The sequence below is a fragment of the Streptacidiphilus sp. BW17 genome, assembly GCF_041262485.1.
GTDB lineage: Bacteria > Actinomycetota > Actinomycetes > Streptomycetales > Streptomycetaceae > Streptacidiphilus.
Map to the genome: position 1 here is coordinate 1 of NZ_JBGCCR010000039.1, position 17,281 is coordinate 17,281.

Consider the following 17,281-nt stretch of genomic DNA (forward strand, 5'->3'; position numbering starts at 1 on the left):
TCCGCCGTGATGGCATTCGCGGTGATCTCCTTAGTCGTCGTATTCAAGGGGTTCCTCGCCTCTCACAAGTGCATTTGTGTTCGGGCGAGCATAGACGGGTGGCTGAAGGCCCGTCAGTCCCGGCTAGCCACACCACTCCAACGAGACCTGCGGCGTCCAGCCGGCGCGAGGGTGAGCGAATGCGCTTCACGCCCAAACAGCAGCTCGTCCAGAGCGAGCGCCTGCACAGCGCTCCGCGACGGCCGCCAGCTCATGGTCAGGCGGCCTTGGCGTCGATGACCGCCCGCGCATAGTCGTCGATCATCCACTGCTCCTCCGGGACGCCGTACTGCGCGCCCAGGGCATCCAGCTCAAGCCGGCTTCCGGCAGCCCGCTCAACGGCAACCTGACCGTTGGCAGCGTTGTAGACCGTCACGGTGATCCCGTCGCCACGGGATTTGCGGACCCAGAAGTGGAGTACTTCGGTGTCATTCATGGCATCAGCATCACGGGCCACGTTGCCTGCCGCATCCCGAGGCGATCACCCAGGGTGGCAGTCGCACTGGCACTGGCACGGTGCCGGTGAGTTACAGGGCCAACCAGCAAAGCTGACCTGGCCCTGCTACGGTCTGCGCCGCGGCGTCAGCCCGGTGAGACAGAAGGCGGCGGACGGGCGTACCACCACCGCTGGCCGGTGCGGGGGGACGGCGGTGCCCCGGCGTGGGCCGGGGCACCTTCGTGTCTGCCCTCCACCTGTCTGGCGGGCCGGCTCGCCGCGTGCGAAGTCGTCGAGCGTGCGGACACGCGCCGCACCCTGGACGTTATGTGCGTCCGACGGGCAGCGCGCGCCGGGTTGGCCGAGCGGGTGACGGACGGTCAGTGACCGGATCTGCACGCCGAGGTCGATCGTCGGCTGCTGCCGGTGGTAGGCCTCGGGGCGCGATGGGCTCGACTGCCCGGCGGAAGGCGGTCGCCGCGGCGAAACGGTGGTGCTCCTGCGCCACCGCGTGCCCTCTCGGCGAGCTGTCGCCGGGAGAGCAGTGCCCAGGCGGCGGCTCGGTTCTGTCCCCGGCCGAGCGTGGCCCGGAGCCCTCGCCCGGCCGGCGTCCTCGCCGTGGTCCGACGGACGAGACCGCGCAAGATGTGCCGCCAGTACTCCACGAATGCCGCCGGATGTGTCGGACCTGTCCGGATCCCCGGGGATTGACCACCGCCTCTTACCGACCTGTCACCATGAAGTGCGGGGACCGTGAGTCTCCTGTGACTAATGTTCAGTGCACGGAGCAGGTCGCCGGGGGAACCAAGGCGCCGCTCCCACTTAACTTTTGCGGCACAGTCCGCATGATCGAGGGGAATCAGTGCCCGTGGGCTCTCGCACCCTTGCCACCGCCGCCTCGGCAGCCCTTCTCACCGTCGGCATAGCCGCGGCGCTTCCCGCCGCTGCCAACGCGGCCGCCCCTGTCGGGCCCACGCTGCCGATCGCCCTGTCCGTCTCCGCAGACGCTCCGAGCAAGGCGCTGCAGCCTGGTGGGCCGACCGAGACCGTGACCATCAAGGCCGCCAACACCACGGCCAAGACCGCTGACATCAACCTCGAGGACGTCAGCATCTGGAGCGGCCCGCTGGCGCTGAAGCCCGGCAGCCTGTCCCTCAAGGCGACGTCCGAGGGCGCGACGCCCGCCAGCGCCTACTCCCCCTCCCAGGGAGCGCCGGACTTCGGCCTCGACGCGACGGTCTTCCCGAAGGGGCACCCGAACGGCGCCTTCACGATCCCGGCCCACACCACCTTCGAGTGGCAGGTCTCCGTCGGCGTCAGCAAGAACTGGCCGGCCAACGACGGCAAGGTCGACCTCTGGGTCACCTTCGAGGAGCAGGGCAAGACCCTGCACGGCCACGGCAACTACGGGACCCAGCTCAACGTCGGCAAGGGCACCACCGGCGGCCCGGTCCTGCTCTCGCTGGCCGGTGGCACCAAGGTGGCCCCGGGCCACCCGGCTTGGGAGAAGGTGCCCGTCACCAACCAGAGCGGCGCGGCCATCGCCGAGCCGCTGCGAGTCGCGCCCGACGCCTTCGCCTTCGGACCCGTCAACCAGGTGGACCTCGGGCTCTACGAGTGGGTCGGCGCCCACGGCAACGTCAAGGCGCACTGGCAGGACGTCACCCACTCCGGCTTGGTGGTCGCCGGCGGCCTGGCGAACAACGCCTCCGCCTCCACCTGGGTCCAGCTCCGCGTGGTCTCCTACAAGGCGGACGCGGCTTCGGAGGCCGGGGCACTCCTCGTCTCCAGCCCCGACCTCATGCCCACCACGCAGGACCAGGCGCGCGAGAGCCTGACCGTCCTGCGCTGACGTCGACCACGCGGTAGCACGAACCGACGAGAAGCCCGGTCCTGAGGGGCCGGGCTCCTCGTCGAGCCGCCGCTGGGAATTGGGAATGAAGTGCTGCGCGTCGCCGGGGAAGGGTGGCGCACCGACGACAAACGGGAGATCGAAGAGGTCTTCGCGGTCACAGGGCAGTTGAACCGCATGCGGATCAGCGGCCGAATCCGCGGACGCAGCACAGCGGTTGAGGCCCGAGCCTGGCGGGCCGCAGTTCGGTGCCCGGCCACGGCATCTCACACGTTGCTGTGGTGACTTCGGCGCCGCCGGCCACCGGACCGCGCTGCGTCCTCCTGTGGTCACAGCCGCTCTCCGAGAGCCGATGTCCGGTCAGTGGCAGTGGCGCCCTGGGGGTTGCCGCGTCGCCCGCTTGGAAGACCGGCTCGACTACAGGGATCCTCTGATCCTGGTCGGAGCTCCGTCCGGGGCGAACGAGTCGTGGAAGGTGAAGGCGTGCGGCGCGGAGGCGTGGCCGTGGAGGTGCTCCAGCCTGGAAACCCCGTCCCGCCAGGTGGGTATCACGTCGTCGGAGACCCACCAGCACACGTAATTTGGATGCCCTGTCCTCTCGAACCAGTCGTAACGCCTGTTCAGCGCCTCACGGTGCAGACCGGTGTAGACGGCGTCGAAGGCGGGGCGCAGGTCGGTCCAGAGTGAGAGGGTCGCGGCCAGGGCGGTGGTTTCCACCGTACGGCCCTTGCCGTACCAAGTCGGTACGGCGAACTCTCCCCATGCACCCCAGTCCGCCTCGAAGAGCATGCCCTGGTCACCGTCTGCCGCTTCAGCGCGAGCGAGGTACCCGGGGTGCTGGCTGATCTTCCGGTAGACGGCCTCGCCCGTGTCGTAGAACTCGCGCGTGAGAGGTCCGGGATCGGCGAGCGGTGACTTCAAGACGCCGAATGTGTACAGCGCAAGATGGGACATGCGTCGCTCCCTGGTTGGGGGTGCCTGGTGTGGACCCGGTTCGGCGGCTTACGCACGGGGCGAGGATTCGTGGAGCGTGACCAACTCATCCCGTCGCGGGCGGCTCAGCCTGAAGGAACTCCTGTGCGATCGTGGGCGATCGCCGAAGACCAGGTGAAGGTAGCTGCCTCAGCGAGCCATGTCGAAGTTGCGTTTTCGCTGTCCAAGTGGCCTCTTGCCACCGGCCGTTGCTGGGGCTGGGACTGGGGCAAGATGGTGACAGGCGGGGCAGCCTGCGGGTGCTGGGCTCGGGCCTGGTGGAGGCGCTGGCCGGGATCCACCGGGCGGGCCTGATCCACCGTGACCTCAAGCCCTCCAACATCCTGCTCGCCGCCGACGGCCCGCGAGTCATCGACTTCGGGATCAGCCGGGCCGTCGGCAGCCCCTCACTCACCGCCGAGGGCCAACTCGTGGGCTTTCCGGGCTAAATGTCGCCCGAGCACACCACCGGGTCCGAACTCACCCCGGCCAGCGACGTGTTCGCACTCGGTGCGGTGCTCGCGTACGCCGCGACCGACCGCCCGCCGTACGGCACCGGACGGGTGCACGCGCTGTTGTACCGCACCGCCCACGAGGACCCCGACCTGGTCGGCGTGCCCGACGGCCTGTCCGGTTCCAACTGCCCGCCTGACGCCCGGCTCCGTCGTACCGTCCCGTGAACACGGGACAGTCCTGTCCGTGCCGGGTGCAGATCCACGTCGTCGGGCACGCGGGCGAGGATGCTGCGTCGACGCCACGCTCAGGTCGTGTCGCGCTTCGCTTTTCGCCCAGCCAACGGCAGGAGGGTTTGCTCGTCGCGGCTCTCCGGGGTGAAGGCGTCACGGCGGGCGAGGGTCACCGACAGAGGCAGGCCCAGCCGCTCGGCCGCGCGTCGCCGGACGCGGACCTGCGCTTGGGTCCGGGGCCGGAACGAGGGGAGCCGCGAGCAGCCGCAGCCCGGGCGGTGATCGTAGGTCAGCCCTTCCGCGAGCACCGTCGCAACGACGGACCATGCCTTCGTGTCGCGTCGCCGAGGCGCGGCGAAGTCGTAGCCGGCGAAGACGAGTTGTTCACGACAGCCGGGACAGACGCGCTTCCGGACCGGCCACGTGCTGCCCTTGAAGGCGAGCCGGCACCCGACGCACACATAGTGCCGGAAGGCGCCGTTGAACGCGTGGTAGCACATGGTCCAACAGGCTACGCGTCGTCCGCGGCGGGCCAAAGCGGTTTCGTGGTGCCCGATCTGGGCTGTCAGCCGCCCTGTCGGCCGCTGTAGCGTGTCCGGCTCCGCTCGGTGCCGCCGGGATTGCCGCAGCGGCCCTGGCGGCGACGGGCGGGGCCCGTTACCCGCCACTGTGCTGCTCTGAGGGGGCGCCGATCGGCCGCCCCCTCCGCCTTGGCCTGGACGAGTAGGTCCGAACTGATCAGTGGTCGAGCCCGAGTGACCGGCCGACCGAGCGCGTGGCGGGGCCCGCTGTCCGCCGGCGCGACTGCGCTCATTGCGGGAAGTGGTGCGGCAGCTCCGCGGTGAGCGCGGCCGCGGCAGGGGAGAGCCAGCGTCGGCGGTGGCGGGCCAGTTGGACGGCGACGTCGGGGAACTGCGGCCCGGGCACCTGCGTCAGGCGGCCCCCCTCGAGCGCGTCCGCGACATTGGCGCGGGCCAGCAGGCTGAGGCCGAGGCCCGCGGCCACGCAGGACCTGGCCGCCTCCAGACTGCCGAAGCGCGTGATCCGGGGCGGCGCGTCCTTGGCGGCGGCGAGCAGCCGCTCGATGAAGCGGTCGCTGTACGAGCAGCCCTGCTCGTGCAGGAAGTAGTCCTCGCGGGCCAGGTCCGCCCAGTCGGTGGCGCTCCGGGCGGCGGCGGGGTGCTCCGGGGAGCAGACGAGCACCAGGGGCTCGTGGGCCAGTTGCGTGCACTCGATGTCGCGGAAAGCCGCCTCGTCTTCCAGCAGTAGGGCCAGGTCCAGTTCGCCGGTGCGGAGCGCCGCGACGGCGGTGGCGGTCCCCATGGTGCGCAGGTCCACCTCGACCCCGGGGTGCCTTCGCCGCAGCGCGGCGATGACCCCCGGCAGTCGCGCCGACACCAGCGTCTCCCCGGCCGAGAGCACCACGCGTCCGGTCACCCGACCGTCCGCGCCACCGGCCGAGGCGGCGACCGCCCGCAGCCGGGACTCGGCCTCCAGCACTTCCTCGGCCTGCGCCAGCACCTCGCGTCCGGCGCCGGTGAGCACCACCCCGCGCGGCAGCCGGTCGAACAGGCGCAGGTCGAGCTCCTTCTCCAGCGCCTGTACCTGGGCCGTCACAGTGGACTGGACGAGGTGCAGGCGCTCCGCGGCGGCGGTCAGGTTCTCGGTCCGGGCGACGGTGGCGAAGGTGCGCAGCAGGCGGGTGTCCATGCCGCCGACGATAGCGCCAGCAGCCATCGCTGAAGCCGATGGGATGGATCGGGATCCATCGTTTGTCCGGATGTCTGAGCGGTGCCACGGTAGGGGCATGAGCCTGAAGACACGCCCCGAGATCCTGCGCTACACCGCCTTCACGACCGACCCCGCCGGCGGCAACCCGGCCGGCGTCGTGCTCGACGCGACCAAGATGGACGATGCCGCCATGCTCGCGACCGCCGCCGGAGTCGGCTACTCGGAGACCGCGTTCGTCACCGCAGCGGATCAGGCCGCACGTCGGTTCCGGCTGCGCTACTTCAGCCCGCTTGCGGAGGTCGCCTTCTGCGGTCACGCGACCGTCGCGACCGCGGTGGCGACGGCCGAGCGGATCGGCCCTGGCCCGCTCGTGTTCGACACGCCGGTGGGTGAGATCGCCCTGGACACCTCGGCAGAGCCAGGAGGCCCCGTGACGGCGACCCTCACCAGCGTCCCCACCCGCTCCCGACCGGCGAGCGACGCGGAGGTGGATGCCTCCCTTGCGGCCCTGCACTGGTCCCCGGAGGACCTTGACCCGGCGCTGCCGCCGCACGTCGCTTTCGGCGGAAACGAGCACCTGGTCCTGGCCGCGGCCACCCGCGAGCGTCTCGCGGCCCTCGACTACGACTTCGATGCCCTGGCTGAGGTGATGCACCGTCACGGCTGGACCACGCTCCAACTGGTCTGGCGTGAGGCTCCGGAGCTCTTCCACGCCCGCGATCCCTTCCCGATCGGCGGTGTCGTCGAGGATCCGGCCACCGGCGCCGCGGCCGCCGCCTTCGGCGGCTACCTGCGCACACTGGGCGCCCTCCCGCCCTCCGGTGCCCTCACCATCCGCCAGGGGGAGGATCTCGGCCGCCCCAGCCTGCTCCGGGTCGAGGCCTCCACCACGGACCCGCGCGTGCGAGTGAGCGGGCACGCGGTGGCAATCGAGGGCGCAAGCACCAGCACCGGCAAGGAAGAGGCCTGAGCGAACCGGTGGCGCTGCACGCAACGTTCGCGTGACAGAGGCCGGTTGGGCTTGATCTGGCCGCTGTCATTCCGCGACCGGGTAGAAGGGCCCGCTGCACCACCGTTCTACGAGCACATCGCGGTCGCCGACGCGGTCCGGATCGTCGCCCTCACCGAGCACAACTCCGCCGTCCTGGTGGAGGACGAGTTCTACCTTCCAGGTCGCCGATTGCTCCACGTGCCCGGCGGCGGATCGAGCCGGGGGAGGACCCGCAGGCCGCGCCCATCGCGAGCCTGAGGAAGAGACCGGCCGGCGGGCCGGCGGCCTTGAGCAGCTCGGGGTGGTCTACCCGATGGCGAGCGCCACAGCCGCGACCACCCACTTCTACCTCGCCCGCGACCTGGCAGCTGGCCGGACTACCCGCGACGCTGCGGAGGCATGGATGAGGGTGCGTACCGTCCCGTTGCGCGAGGCGGTGTCGCTGGTGCGCTCCGGGGTCATCAGCGACGCCGGGTCGGTGGCCGCGCTGCTGCTGGCCGACCAGACGACGACTCCTTGACCAGGAGCCGGTGCCCCTCGGCTGACGTGAGCCCGTGGTGCCTTGGTCAACGCGAAGTCCAGCTGCAGTCAGTGGGTGCCCGTAGCGTCGTTCCAGCGCACCCAGCCCGTGCGGGCCACAACCACGCACGACGGTCCGGCGGCTTCGGATGTAAGCGGAGCTGTCGGCCCGACTTCCTACGTCCCTATTTCCGCGGCGTGGGCAGACTGCCACGATGACGAGACCAGTAGCCACACGGGACGGGGGAGCGAACATGCCCAATTGGGGCGGCGGAGGCGCCAATAGCGGCGACGACGCGGACAACAACCCAGAGCCTGACGCCGAGCAGGCCCAGGAGCAGCCAACCGCCGAGGAGCAGGCAGCCGTGGGAGAGCCGGCGCTGGACCGCGGCATCACCGACCCCTCGGAGATCAGCGGCTGAACCGGCAAGCACAGCACGACAGGCCGGGCCGGCTTCGACACACGGCAGCAGGTCCGGCCTGACTCATGCGCCGGTCGCCTCCTTCCGTGAACGGTGACCTGGCCGTCCCGTTCCCGCGATTGACCCGGTAGCGGGGCGCGCTTGCGGGCAGAGGCGACTCAGTGGTCCGGGAGGGTGTACGCGGCGCGGATGCCGCCGTAGACGGGGAGTTCGCCCCTCTCGTCGTTTCCACTCAATGCTGCGAGTTCCCGTCCCGACTTCCCCTGTCTGCGATGGGCTCGGCGGATCCTCTCGGACAGCACCTCACGCGACCTGTTCACCGGCAGTCTCCTTGCCCCGGACCGTGATCAACACGCACAGCGTGACGGCCGAACGGCTGACACCGCCCGGTTACTCCGAAACCACCGTGGTCTTGCGGTCCCGGTGGACGTGGAGGTTGTCCGCGCTGTGCAGCGTCACGTAGTCGCCGTAGTCGCTGTACAGGTCGACGATCCCCAGTCGTCCCCATCGCTGACGAGTTCTCCGCGCCGGCGTAGGGCGCGCAGGTCGGGCGGCGACTTGGGCCAGGCGGAGGTCATCGGGGTCGTTGCTGGCGGTGTCTCAGGTGGCGTGTGCCGGGGTGGTGTTGGGTGGGTGTCGGTACGCCCGCGCACAGCGGCAACGGGATTTGCTGGAGATACGGCACCGCACCTCTGCCCCGTCATCCCGTCATCGCGTATTGAGGACCAGCACATGGACGACAAGGACCCTGCTGACGTCGAGAGCCCATACGCGACTTATCTGCACGTGCCGCAGCTTCTCGCGTTGCAGCACCCGCAGACCCGGGCTTCACGCGGTGCGCAGTGGCGCGATGAGCACCTCTTCATCGTGGTGCATCAGGCATCCGAGCTTCTTCTTGCCCACGCCCTGGTCGAGCTGCGGCAGATCCGACGCCCGTCGGGGAGCACACCCGACGACAGTGTCCAGGTCGCACTCCAGCGGGTGCATGACCTGCTGCGCCAGCTCGAAGGCCTGCTCACGTTGCTCGACACGCTGACCGCGAAGGGTTTTGCCGCCTTCCGCCCGCTGCTCGGTGAGGCCAGCGGCGGACAGTCCGTGCAGTTCGCCGAGCTGTTCCACCACATTGCCCAGCCCGGATGCGGCGCACCCGCACCGCTTGCGGACGCACGAGAGATGAACGCACGAGTGACCGCGTGCGTGAGGCGGCGAAGAGCTGGAAAGAGCGGCACCTGCGGCTGGTGGAACGGATGATCGCAAACCAGCCCGGTACCGACGGCACGGCCGGAGTCGCCTATCTCCGCTCACGCATCCGCACTCCGCAGGCATCGTGAAGGCGCCGACCGGTGGCCTCCATCGCCTGCACATTCTGCACGGAAAGCGGAAAGCGGAAAGCGGAAAGCGGAAAGCGGATACGGGTGACCGTGACCGGCTACGGGGATGGGCCCGGCACCGTGCAGGTCGGCCAGGAGGTGCCGGTGGGCCGCGTTGTGCTGCCTCTCCGTCTGCTCCAGGCCGGGGCCGTCGATCACGTCGGGCAGAGCCAGGCACTCGCGCCCGCGGTCGTGACCTGAGTTCTCGGGGGGTCAGTTGCCCCAGCCGGTGTCGCCGTTCGGGTTCGCGTGGGTGAAGCAGAAGACGCACGCCGGCTTGACGTGGCCGGCAACCGTGGTGGCCTCGGCAGGCATTGCCAGGCTGACGGCCGTCGCCGCCGTGCTGCCGGCGATCGCGAGAGCAGCCGCGGTGAGGGCGATGGCGTGTCGGGCCTTTGCGAGCTTCAGCATGGCAGTGTTCTCCCGTAGTCGTGCCCTGGCGAGGGCAGTTGATGGCTGGTGTGACGTTGAACTGCCGCGTGGGCCAGCCCTGCGTGAGGCGGCACGTCCAGCCTGCGTCACGAGCCGGGTGAGGTCACGTTTCCCGTACGTATCCGTACAGCCCGCTCGGCGGATGGGCAGAGAGATTCCCGGCCCCGCGGCAGCGCCCCGCAGGCGCGAAGGTCCAGAACCACGTCAGGCGGATGCCCAGTCGACCCCTGCTCCCCACATGCGCTGTCCCGGTGGCTCACCCCGTGCAACAACGGCGGTCGGACCGCCTGCTCCCGCCTGCCGACACCGTTACCAGTAGCTCGCCTCGCCGTCAGGAGTCCGCGTGCAGGAGAGCGCAGGTGAAGTTCTCCTCGACGGCTCGCATCTTGGCGAACACGGCCGGGCTGCTGGCCGGTGTGATCTGGGCGTTCACGGAGAACGTCATGGAACGGCTGCCGTCCGGTGTGGCGACGGCGAGCTGTGTGTATCCCGGCGTGTTTCCGGTGTGGCCGTAGACCACGCCGCAGCGGGTGGTGTAGCGGAAGATCGCCAGTCCGGCCTCATTGCGTCCGGGCCCGGGCGGCTCGGAGTTCCCGTCGATGAACATCCGCTGCTGCCGACGGACCGACGGCGAGACGAGGTGCCCGGCGGCGTAGGCGGCGACGAAGGTTGCCAGGTCCCGTGGCGTCGACACGACGCCGCCGGAGGCCCAGACGCCGGAGTTGCCGAACAGGGTGCTGACGTCCTCCGGCCCGGTCGCTGTCACCGCGTAGCCGTGCAGGTAGGGCCTCGGCAGGGTGAAGCCGGCCGGCAGGCTGGTGTCGTCGAGCTCGAGCGGTTCGTAGACCAGCTCGTCCAGCAGCGTCTCGTACCGCTGGTGCGTCACGGCCTCGGCCATCAGTGCCACCGCGATGTTGTCGGAGTTCGAGTACGCATAGCGGCTGCCGGGAGTGAAATTCAAAGGCTTGTCGGCGACGAACTGCAGCAGGCGTCGTGAGTCGAACCGGTGGTGCGGATCCTTCCTCAGGATGTTCCCGAATGCTGGCGCCCGGCTGAAGTCCGGCAGCCCGCTGGTGTGTTGCAGCAGCTGGCGCAACGTCACCCTGCCCCAGTCCGCAGGGAGATCCGGCAGGCGCTTGGAGATCGTGTCGTCGAGGCTCAGCAGCCCGCAGCTGACGAGGCGCAGCGCCACCGCGCCGCTGAAGGCCTTCGCGACGCTCGCGATCCTCATGTGGTCGCCCGCCCGGGGCAGCCGCCCGCTCTCCACATCGGAGGTTCCGGTGCGCACGACGATGGTCCGTTCGTCGCTGCGGAGCACGACGATGGCCCCGGGCGGGCCGCCGGCTTCGCGGACCAGCCCGTCCAACAGCCCCTGCAGGCGTCGGTCCTCTCCGGAACCCTCGACGGGGGCGGGCGCGGCCGCCGTCAGGGCAATGGAGAGGGCCGTCATTGCGGCGATCGCGACGGATCGCTTTGCGGTGACCTGCATGGCACTCCTGCCTTCAGGGGGACCCGGCAGCGAGGCGGGCCGGCACGCGGGATTCGGCTCTCAACGTCACCAGGGACGCAGGTGCCAAAACATCTGCGGGTTCGGGTCACCCAAGTGCGGTCCCGCTGGGCAACCGGCCTGATGCTGTGTCTCGTGTCGGCCGCGGCGGGGCTGGCGACGCGATGGGCAGTCAGTCGCCCGTGGTGTCCAGGCGCCCGGCGAGGAAGGCGATGCTCAGACGGACGTGCCCTGCTCCTTCTGGCTGGTGCCCGGCCTGATCCAGACCCGGCGCCTACACCGCCGCCGCCCTCCAAGCGATCCAGCAGCGCCGGGGGCTCGTGGACGACGTCGACCGGCCCGTCGCCGCCCGCATCGGGCGGCGACGCGTCCTCCACGAAGGCGACCGCCGCTTCGCGTTCCTCATGGAGGAGTCCGTCCTGCGTGGCGGCATCGGCGGCCGGGAGGTCATGGCCGGGCAGTTGGGACGCCTCATCGCGATCGGTTCCCCGCCTCCTCGGGCCGGGGAACCTGTCCGACGAAGGAGCCGCTGTCGGTCAGGAGGAACTGGCGCAGTGCCGTTCAGCGGGTGGAGCAGCCGTTCCAGATCGTGGCCATTGGGCTGGGGATCTGGCTGAGGCAGCCGCCGGTGTCGGGGAAGCCGCCGGTGCCGAGGTAGGTCCAGGTGCCGGCGGAGCTCAGGCGGAAGTACTTCCGGGAGCTGCCCTCGTCCTGGAGGGCTACCTGCTCGTTCGTGGTCGCGTCGGCGGTCGGGGTGAACCTTGTCTCCGCGTACATGACGCCTCCGCACCCGCCGTAGAGAAAGCCGCCGGCCCGGGGCTGGATGTGGTCCAGGTGGGCCACCGCCCCGTAGGCCTGGGTGACCGCTGTTTTGACGGCAGCGGTGGCCACCAGGTTCTCGCAGACTGCGGCGGTGGGGGACGGGGTCGCCGTCATGGAGGCGGTCGCGGTCGCAGAGGAGGTTGCGGAGACGGTTGCGGAGGTGGTCGCGGAGGCATGCGCGGACGCGGACGGGCTCGGCGCTGCGGCGACCGCGGAGGTGGTGGCGGAGGCGCCTGCGGCGGGACCGGAAGAACGGCAGGCACTGAGTGCCATCGCGGCGGAGACGGCGAGGGTCGCGGCGGCTGCGCGACGCGTAGCGGGATGCATGATCGGTTTCCTTCGGGACGAGCTGGTGACAGGGCTTCAGCGGCATTGCGACTACATCCCGGGCACCTCCGCTTCGGCCAGGACCATGCCTTGGGCGTCGTAGACGGTGATCTGTATCTCAGAACCGTGTTCCGGGGGTTGCGGCCCCGTGGGCAGCCAGAGGAACCCGGTCGCGTAGCCGGGGTGCCCGGCGAGGGTCACGACGGTGGCGCGGTAGGTCCTGCCGTGGACCGCGGCGGTCATCCGGGCCGCGTCGCCCGGGCCGAGGTACAACGGCGCGTAGAGCGTTCCGGAGCTGTCCGCGGCTTCCCGCGCACTCACCGAGCCCTGCGGCTGGTTCCCGTCGGTGATGGTGTTGCAGCTATAGGCGCGGGTCGCGTACGGCCCCAGAGCCTCGCATGCCTCAGCGGCCGTCAGCCGCATCCAGATCTGGTGGCCGAAGTCCAGGTCCCGGTCGGCCGGGACCACCCGCACTGCTGGCCACGGGACCGCCGCGACCGACGCCGACGCCGAGGGGCGGGCCGAAGTCGAGGAAGCCTGCGACACCGCAGACGCGGCGACTACGCGTCCTGCCTGTGCGCCGCCTGAAGTAACGGCCAGCGCCACGCCCACAGCCGCGACTGCGACCGCCGCCGCGAACGCCCTGCGGACCCGCCGCCTGGCTCCGCGCTCGTGGATCGCCGCGGCCGGGCCCGCCCAGTGCGGCGGGCGGTACCCCAGCGCCTCGTCCGCCAGTGCGCGGCGCACCATGTCCTCGTCCTGGTGGATCGTCACTGCTCCTCCATCGATCCCGACGCCGCGTACCCGGCCAGTGCCTGGTGGTTCCGCAGCTTCGCCAGACCTCTACTGGCCTGGCTCTTGACGTTCCCAGTGGTGCAACCCAGGACGTCGGCAACCTGCCGCTCGCTGAGGTCCTCCCAGTAGCGCAACACCACCACCGCCCGTTGCCGCGGCGGCAGTTCATCCAGCGCCCGGAGCAGCGCGGACCGCTGCTCCACCTGCGCCATGGCGGACGGCTGGGCCCGCTCGGGCACCCAGGGCATCAACAACTGCCGGGCGCGGCGCCGGCGCTGTCGACTGAAGCCGTTGTTCACCATGGCTCGGTGCAGGTAGGCGTTCGGTGCGTCCAGCCGCCTGATCCTGGCCCAGTGCGGGTAGACCTTCGCCAGCGTGACCTGCACCAGGTCCTCGGCCTCGTGATGGTCGCCCGTCAGCAGGTACGCGGTACGCGTCAGCCGCTGCCAGTGCGCCGCTACGAAGGCGTCGAAGTCGACCTCAGCCAGCCCCTCCCGCGTTTCGGCACCCCCCACGATCACCGTCACCGCCACCACGGACTGCCCTCCCCGCTCCACGGAGCCGCACCAGCGACGGCCCTCACCCTCCTTCACCACGCGGGGGCTGCAGAAGTTGCACGAGAACCGAAGACAAGCCAGAACATTCAGCACGGGTAGCCGTCGATGTCGGGCCGCTCCATGAGGATGGCGGGTGTTGACGTCTCGTCTGAGCAAGTCTTCGGCTTTGGTGAGCGGCGTTCCGTGGTGAACGGGCCCGATCCGGGCCCGGAACCTCGGAGACACCTGTGGCCCCGCCAGCTCTGAGCGCTCGGCCATGGCTGAGGCGGTCTTGGAGCGCCAGGCCCCGACGTCAGCTTCCGGCGCGAGGTCCTCGCCGGCCCGAAGGCGCCCCCGTGCAGGCGCCCGTCAGCCAGGCAGGGATCGAACTGCGGCGGTCCGGCCTGCGACACAGGGCCTGTCAGGTCGGTCAGCATAGGCGTGCAGCTGCGCCAGAAGATCAGCACGCCTGGCGCGTCCGCCCTTCCTGCGCCGGCCCGCGCCAGTGGGCAACACCGGTGCCCGACCGATGCCCGGTCTCCACAACATCCGGTGCCCACCGTCCTGAACAGTGGTCAGAAGTTCGGGGGTGCCGAGCCAGTGGCGCGTCCGGGCCGGCGGCGCGACGTGGGCCTGGTTCAGTCGTCTGGGCAGATGACGAAGAGCGGGTACGGGAGTCGGCGGGGCTCGTCGCTGACCTCGACGAGCGCGTCGCGGATCTCGTGCAGGTGCCCGGTGGTCATCTGCAGCGGGGGTTCGTGGGGCTGGTAGGTGGTGCGGACCGGATAGTCCACGCCCGCTTCGGTGGTCATCTCGATGTGGCAGCCCAGGACGTGAGTGACGGGTCTGTGTTCGCAGAACTCGATCAGGCGGTCGATGGTCCCGGCGAACGCGGACCAGTCCTGGATGTAGAGGCGGCCGGGGTAGACCGTGTCGCCGGTGAGCAGGACCCCGGTCCACGGGTCGTAGAAGGTGACCGCTGTCTTGTGGTGGCCAGGGGTAGCGAGACACTCGAGCACGCGGCCCCCCAGATCGATCCGCGCCACGGCGGTGGGGTCCTGGGCGAATCCGAAGTACTTCCAGGCCGTGGCAAGGTCTGCGTCGACCACGGTGGTGTCGGGACGGTCGGCGAACTGATTGTCACCCGCGATGTGGTCGCCGTGGGCGTGGGTGTGCAGTACCAGCAGCTGGTAGTCCGGCCGGGGGTTGCGGACGAGCCAGCCGTCGATGAGTTCGTCAACCACTCGACGCAGCGGAAAGAACTCGGTGGACGCGGTGGCTCCGGTGTCGATGAGCACGGCCCGTGTGTTGCCGAACAGCAGGAACAGGAACGGCGCTTCGTAGTGGATGGCCATGTTCTGACGCAGGATGACGGTGTGCTCGTCGTAGGCGTAGACCTGGATGTCCGGGTCGGTGTTGTGCTTGGACGACGGTGAGCCGTGGATCCAGCGGACGTCCAACTCCCGGGGCCTGCGAACCGGGCTGTCGAAATCGATGAAGGATGTCCCTGTGGCCATGACGCCTCCCGAATGCGTCGTCTTTGCAGGCCGGGTACGGCGCACGTCTCGTCCGGGGCTGGCACTTATGAGCCTCCGCCGCGAAGCTACCACGAGATCGATCGACGACTCCGCCGCCCAGCGCTGCTGCAGCGACACCGCCTGGACCGCGCGGCCGGAACTCCCCGTTCACGATGGACCTGGCGGTGGCCCTGGACCGGGCACCGGGTTCACGGGTGCCCAGGCGTGGGCCGACAGGCCTCGGCGAACCCTGGGGCCCACCGGTGGGCACTGCGGGCGACCGGTGGCTCGCCTCCTGACGTCGGCCTACCGGCGCCGCCCTCTTTCGCGGCAGAGCACTCAACGTGGCGGAGCAGGGTCCGTTCAGGGTGTGGCGGCAGGGTTCGTCGGCACACCCTCCACGTAATCCATCCAAAATCCACAGGGTATGCACATATGGCCTGGTCAGGGCGCTGTTCGGTGCGTCATTGAGGGATGCGCGGCTCCACGGTGAGTTTCCGTGTATGTACTAAACGTCATAACAAGATGGGATTTATAGGACCTAGGCGAATATATCGCTCCTGGCGGGGCGTCTCTTTGAGTGAGTGTCAGTCCAGGAGCGGTTGCGTGGCTCGTGCGACCTGCGTGGGAGGCTGCTCACTTCACGATTTTTGGAGATGCGGAACACGATGTCAGCAGCCAAGCGAATGTCAGCAGCGTTCGCCTGCACGGGTTTGATCGCCATGACCGCCGCGTGTGCTCCCTCGGGGCCTACCGGCCAGGTTGCGGGGGCGCCGCCTGTGGTCATCACGGTGGGTTCGGCGAACGCCTACACCACGCTCGACCCGGCGCAGGCCTACGACATCGGCGCGTGGACGCTCTACTCCAACATCTACCAGGGCTTGATGAGCTACCGGCCGGGCTCGGACACCCCGCAGGCGGACGCGGCCCAGTCGTGCGGCTACACCGATCACGCCGACGAGACCTACACGTGCGTTCTGCGCCCGGACATGACGTTCTCCAACGGCGACCCGCTCAACGCCGCGGCAGTCAAGTACTCGATCGACCGCGTCATGGCGATCAATGATCCGAACGGCCCGGTCGCGATCCTGGGCGCCACCATCGCGTCGGTGCAGACGCGGGGGAACGACACGGTTGTCTTCCACCTGAAGTCTCCGGACGCGACCATGCCGGCCAAGCTCAGCTCCGGCGTCGCCTCGATCATCGACCCGAAAACCCTCCCGGCTGCCAAGGAAGCCGCCCTGGACTACACCGGTGTCGTCGGCTCCGGCCGGTACAAGATCGACTCGGTCACCTTCACCGGCTCCGGGGTCGACAAGTCCCCGAGCGAGGTCAAGCTCTCCCTGAACCCGAACTACAAGGGATCCGCCGCGACTCCGCGCAACTCGGGGATCGACCTGCGGTACTACCCGGACCAGGAGGGCACCAAGAAGGCGCTGGACGACGACCAGGTCGACACCGTCATCGCGGACCTCAACGTCTCCGACGTGGTCAGCATGCAGCAGAACCAGCAGCTCGGCACCGGCCTCCAAGTGGACTCCGGCCCGGGCGGCGGCATCCACATGCTGGTGCTCAACACCGCGTCCGGCGTCTTCGCGAAGCAGCCCGTGCGGCGCGCGGTGGCCGAGCTGCTCGACCGCGGCGCGATCGCCGACAAGGCCTTCAGCCACATGGTCTCCCCCGCGTACACCATCGTCCCGAGCAGCATCGCCGACGCGACCAGCAGCTTCTCCGTCTACGGCCAGCGGCCCCTGAGCGCGGACAAGGTCCGCCAGCAGCTCAAGAGCGCCGGGGTGTCGCTCCCGGTGCCCTTCACCTTCTCGTACTACAGCAGGGGCGACCAGGCCATCGCGCAGGAAGCCGCGCTCATCAAGCAGCAACTCGAGGCCGGCGGCATCTTCAAGGTCACCCTGCACGACTACGTGACCCACCCGAAGCTCGCGGCAGCGATCCTGCAAAAGCCCGACTTCGACGCCTACTCGCTGACCTGGTACTCCGACTACCTCGACATCGACGACTACATCGCCCCGCTCGTCGGCCCGCACAACGCCGTCCAAAACGGCTACGCCGCTCCCGCCGCCCTGATCGCCGACGGCCTGGCGCACACCAACCGCGAGGACGCCAAGAGCGACTACGCACAGATCCAGCAAGACATCGCACGGGACGTTCCCGTGGTGCCGCTCTGGCAAAGCAGCCAGTACGCGGCCACCCAGGAAAACGTCGACGGCGTGCCACTCACACTGGACAGCTCCGGCATCCAGCGCTGGTGGCTGATCGGCAAAAGCTCCACCTCCTGACACCCACCACCCGCACCGGATGCGACACAG

18 protein-coding genes, 2 pseudogenes and 1 riboswitch are annotated in these 17,281 nt (G+C 69.7%); of the genes and pseudogenes, 9 read left to right on the plus strand and 11 right to left on the minus strand.

Going from position 1 to position 17,281, the window contains the following annotated elements; all coding sequences use genetic code 11:
- Positions 1-256: 256 nt before the first annotated feature.
- Positions 257-475, minus strand: a complete 219-nt coding sequence (locus tag ABH940_RS32060) for a hypothetical protein (protein WP_370072145.1) — start codon at positions 473-475, stop codon at positions 257-259.
- An 868-nt stretch (positions 476-1,343) separates the two neighbouring features.
- On the opposite strand from ABH940_RS32060, the gene ABH940_RS32065 reads away from it, so the two are divergent.
- A complete protein-coding gene (locus tag ABH940_RS32065; RefSeq protein ID WP_370106882.1) occupies positions 1,344-2,327 on the plus strand; it encodes a hypothetical protein in 984 nt (327 codons plus the stop codon).
- A 417-nt stretch (positions 2,328-2,744) separates the two neighbouring features.
- On the opposite strand, the gene ABH940_RS32070 is transcribed toward ABH940_RS32065, so the two are convergent.
- Positions 2,745-3,281 carry a DUF3291 domain-containing protein gene (locus ABH940_RS32070; RefSeq protein WP_370072147.1) on the minus strand — a complete coding sequence of 179 codons (537 nt, stop codon included), beginning with the start codon at positions 3,279-3,281 and terminating at the stop codon, positions 2,745-2,747.
- A gap of 272 nt (positions 3,282-3,553) precedes the next feature.
- On the opposite strand from ABH940_RS32070, the pseudogene ABH940_RS32075 reads away from it, so the two are divergent.
- Positions 3,554-3,928 (plus strand): annotated as a pseudogene (locus tag ABH940_RS32075) (protein kinase); the annotation flags it as partial.
- Between the two features lie 131 nt (positions 3,929-4,059).
- Here the strand turns inward: ABH940_RS32075 and ABH940_RS32080 are convergent.
- The gene (locus ABH940_RS32080) at positions 4,060-4,485 is read right to left on the minus strand and encodes a hypothetical protein (protein WP_370072148.1); all 426 of its coding nucleotides are present in this window, start codon (positions 4,483-4,485) and stop codon (positions 4,060-4,062) included.
- A 310-nt stretch (positions 4,486-4,795) separates the two neighbouring features.
- Positions 4,796-5,695 (minus strand): LysR family transcriptional regulator, encoded by a 900-nt coding sequence (locus tag ABH940_RS32085; RefSeq protein WP_370072215.1) that lies wholly within the window; start codon positions 5,693-5,695, stop codon positions 4,796-4,798.
- Between the two features lie 97 nt (positions 5,696-5,792).
- Here ABH940_RS32085 and ABH940_RS32090 point away from each other — a divergent pair, with 97 nt between their 5' ends.
- The 3 genes from ABH940_RS32090 to ABH940_RS32100 all read left to right on the plus strand — a co-directional run bounded on the left by ABH940_RS32090 (position 5,793) and on the right by ABH940_RS32100 (position 7,648).
- The gene (locus ABH940_RS32090; RefSeq protein ID WP_370072149.1) at positions 5,793-6,686 is read left to right on the plus strand and encodes a PhzF family phenazine biosynthesis isomerase; all 894 of its coding nucleotides are present in this window, start codon (positions 5,793-5,795) and stop codon (positions 6,684-6,686) included.
- Between the two features lie 334 nt (positions 6,687-7,020).
- Positions 7,021-7,227: a hypothetical protein gene (locus ABH940_RS32095; RefSeq protein WP_370072150.1), complete on the plus strand. Its 207-nt coding sequence runs from the start codon at positions 7,021-7,023 to the stop codon at positions 7,225-7,227.
- Positions 7,228-7,480: 253 nt separating this feature from the next.
- The gene (locus tag ABH940_RS32100) at positions 7,481-7,648 is read left to right on the plus strand and encodes a hypothetical protein (RefSeq protein ID WP_370072151.1); all 168 of its coding nucleotides are present in this window, start codon (positions 7,481-7,483) and stop codon (positions 7,646-7,648) included.
- A gap of 158 nt (positions 7,649-7,806) precedes the next feature.
- Here ABH940_RS32100 and ABH940_RS32105 read toward each other — a convergent pair whose 3' ends face one another.
- Positions 7,807-7,968: a hypothetical protein gene (locus tag ABH940_RS32105; RefSeq protein WP_370072152.1), complete on the minus strand. Its 162-nt coding sequence runs from the start codon at positions 7,966-7,968 to the stop codon at positions 7,807-7,809.
- 412 nt (positions 7,969-8,380) lie between these two features.
- Here ABH940_RS32105 and ABH940_RS32110 point away from each other — a divergent pair, with 412 nt between their 5' ends.
- On the plus strand, positions 8,381-8,899 hold the full coding sequence (locus ABH940_RS32110; RefSeq protein WP_370072154.1) for a tryptophan 2,3-dioxygenase family protein: 519 nt from the start codon (positions 8,381-8,383) through the stop codon (positions 8,897-8,899).
- A gap of 92 nt (positions 8,900-8,991) precedes the next feature.
- Entirely contained in the window at positions 8,992-9,219 is a 228-nt protein-coding gene (locus ABH940_RS32115) for a hypothetical protein (RefSeq protein WP_370106883.1), read from the plus strand.
- Between the two features lie 12 nt (positions 9,220-9,231).
- Here ABH940_RS32115 and ABH940_RS32120 read toward each other — a convergent pair whose 3' ends face one another.
- The gene (locus ABH940_RS32120) at positions 9,232-9,429 is read right to left on the minus strand and encodes a hypothetical protein (RefSeq protein WP_370072157.1); all 198 of its coding nucleotides are present in this window, start codon (positions 9,427-9,429) and stop codon (positions 9,232-9,234) included.
- 352 nt (positions 9,430-9,781) lie between these two features.
- On the minus strand, positions 9,782-10,939 hold the full coding sequence (locus ABH940_RS32125; RefSeq protein WP_370106884.1) for a serine hydrolase domain-containing protein: 1,158 nt from the start codon (positions 10,937-10,939) through the stop codon (positions 9,782-9,784).
- A 253-nt stretch (positions 10,940-11,192) separates the two neighbouring features.
- On the opposite strand from ABH940_RS32125, the pseudogene ABH940_RS32130 reads away from it, so the two are divergent.
- Positions 11,193-11,451: pseudogene (locus ABH940_RS32130) on the plus strand (Scr1 family TA system antitoxin-like transcriptional regulator); the annotation flags it as partial.
- Positions 11,452-11,518: 67 nt separating this feature from the next.
- Here ABH940_RS32130 and ABH940_RS32135 read toward each other — a convergent pair.
- From ABH940_RS32135 to ABH940_RS32150, 4 genes are all read right to left on the minus strand, one after another.
- On the minus strand, positions 11,519-12,106 hold the full coding sequence (locus ABH940_RS32135; RefSeq protein ID WP_370072159.1) for a hypothetical protein: 588 nt from the start codon (positions 12,104-12,106) through the stop codon (positions 11,519-11,521).
- Positions 12,107-12,157: 51 nt separating this feature from the next.
- A complete protein-coding gene (locus tag ABH940_RS32140; RefSeq protein ID WP_370106885.1) occupies positions 12,158-12,880 on the minus strand; it encodes a hypothetical protein in 723 nt (240 codons plus the stop codon).
- Complete coding sequence (locus ABH940_RS32145) at positions 12,877-13,389, minus strand: SigE family RNA polymerase sigma factor (protein WP_370072216.1); 513 nt, start codon at positions 13,387-13,389, stop codon at positions 12,877-12,879. The genes ABH940_RS32140 and ABH940_RS32145 overlap by 4 nt, the downstream gene beginning before the upstream one ends.
- 686 nt (positions 13,390-14,075) lie before the next feature.
- The gene (locus ABH940_RS32150; protein ID WP_370072161.1) at positions 14,076-14,954 is read right to left on the minus strand and encodes an MBL fold metallo-hydrolase; all 879 of its coding nucleotides are present in this window, start codon (positions 14,952-14,954) and stop codon (positions 14,076-14,078) included.
- A gap of 11 nt (positions 14,955-14,965) precedes the next feature.
- A riboswitch (guanidine-III (ykkC-III) riboswitch) is annotated at positions 14,966-15,033 on the minus strand.
- A 700-nt stretch (positions 15,034-15,733) separates the two neighbouring features.
- Between ABH940_RS32150 and ABH940_RS32155 the strand changes: the two genes are divergently transcribed.
- Entirely contained in the window at positions 15,734-17,251 is a 1,518-nt protein-coding gene (locus ABH940_RS32155) for an ABC transporter substrate-binding protein (protein WP_370072162.1), read from the plus strand.
- Positions 17,252-17,281 lie beyond the last annotated feature (30 nt).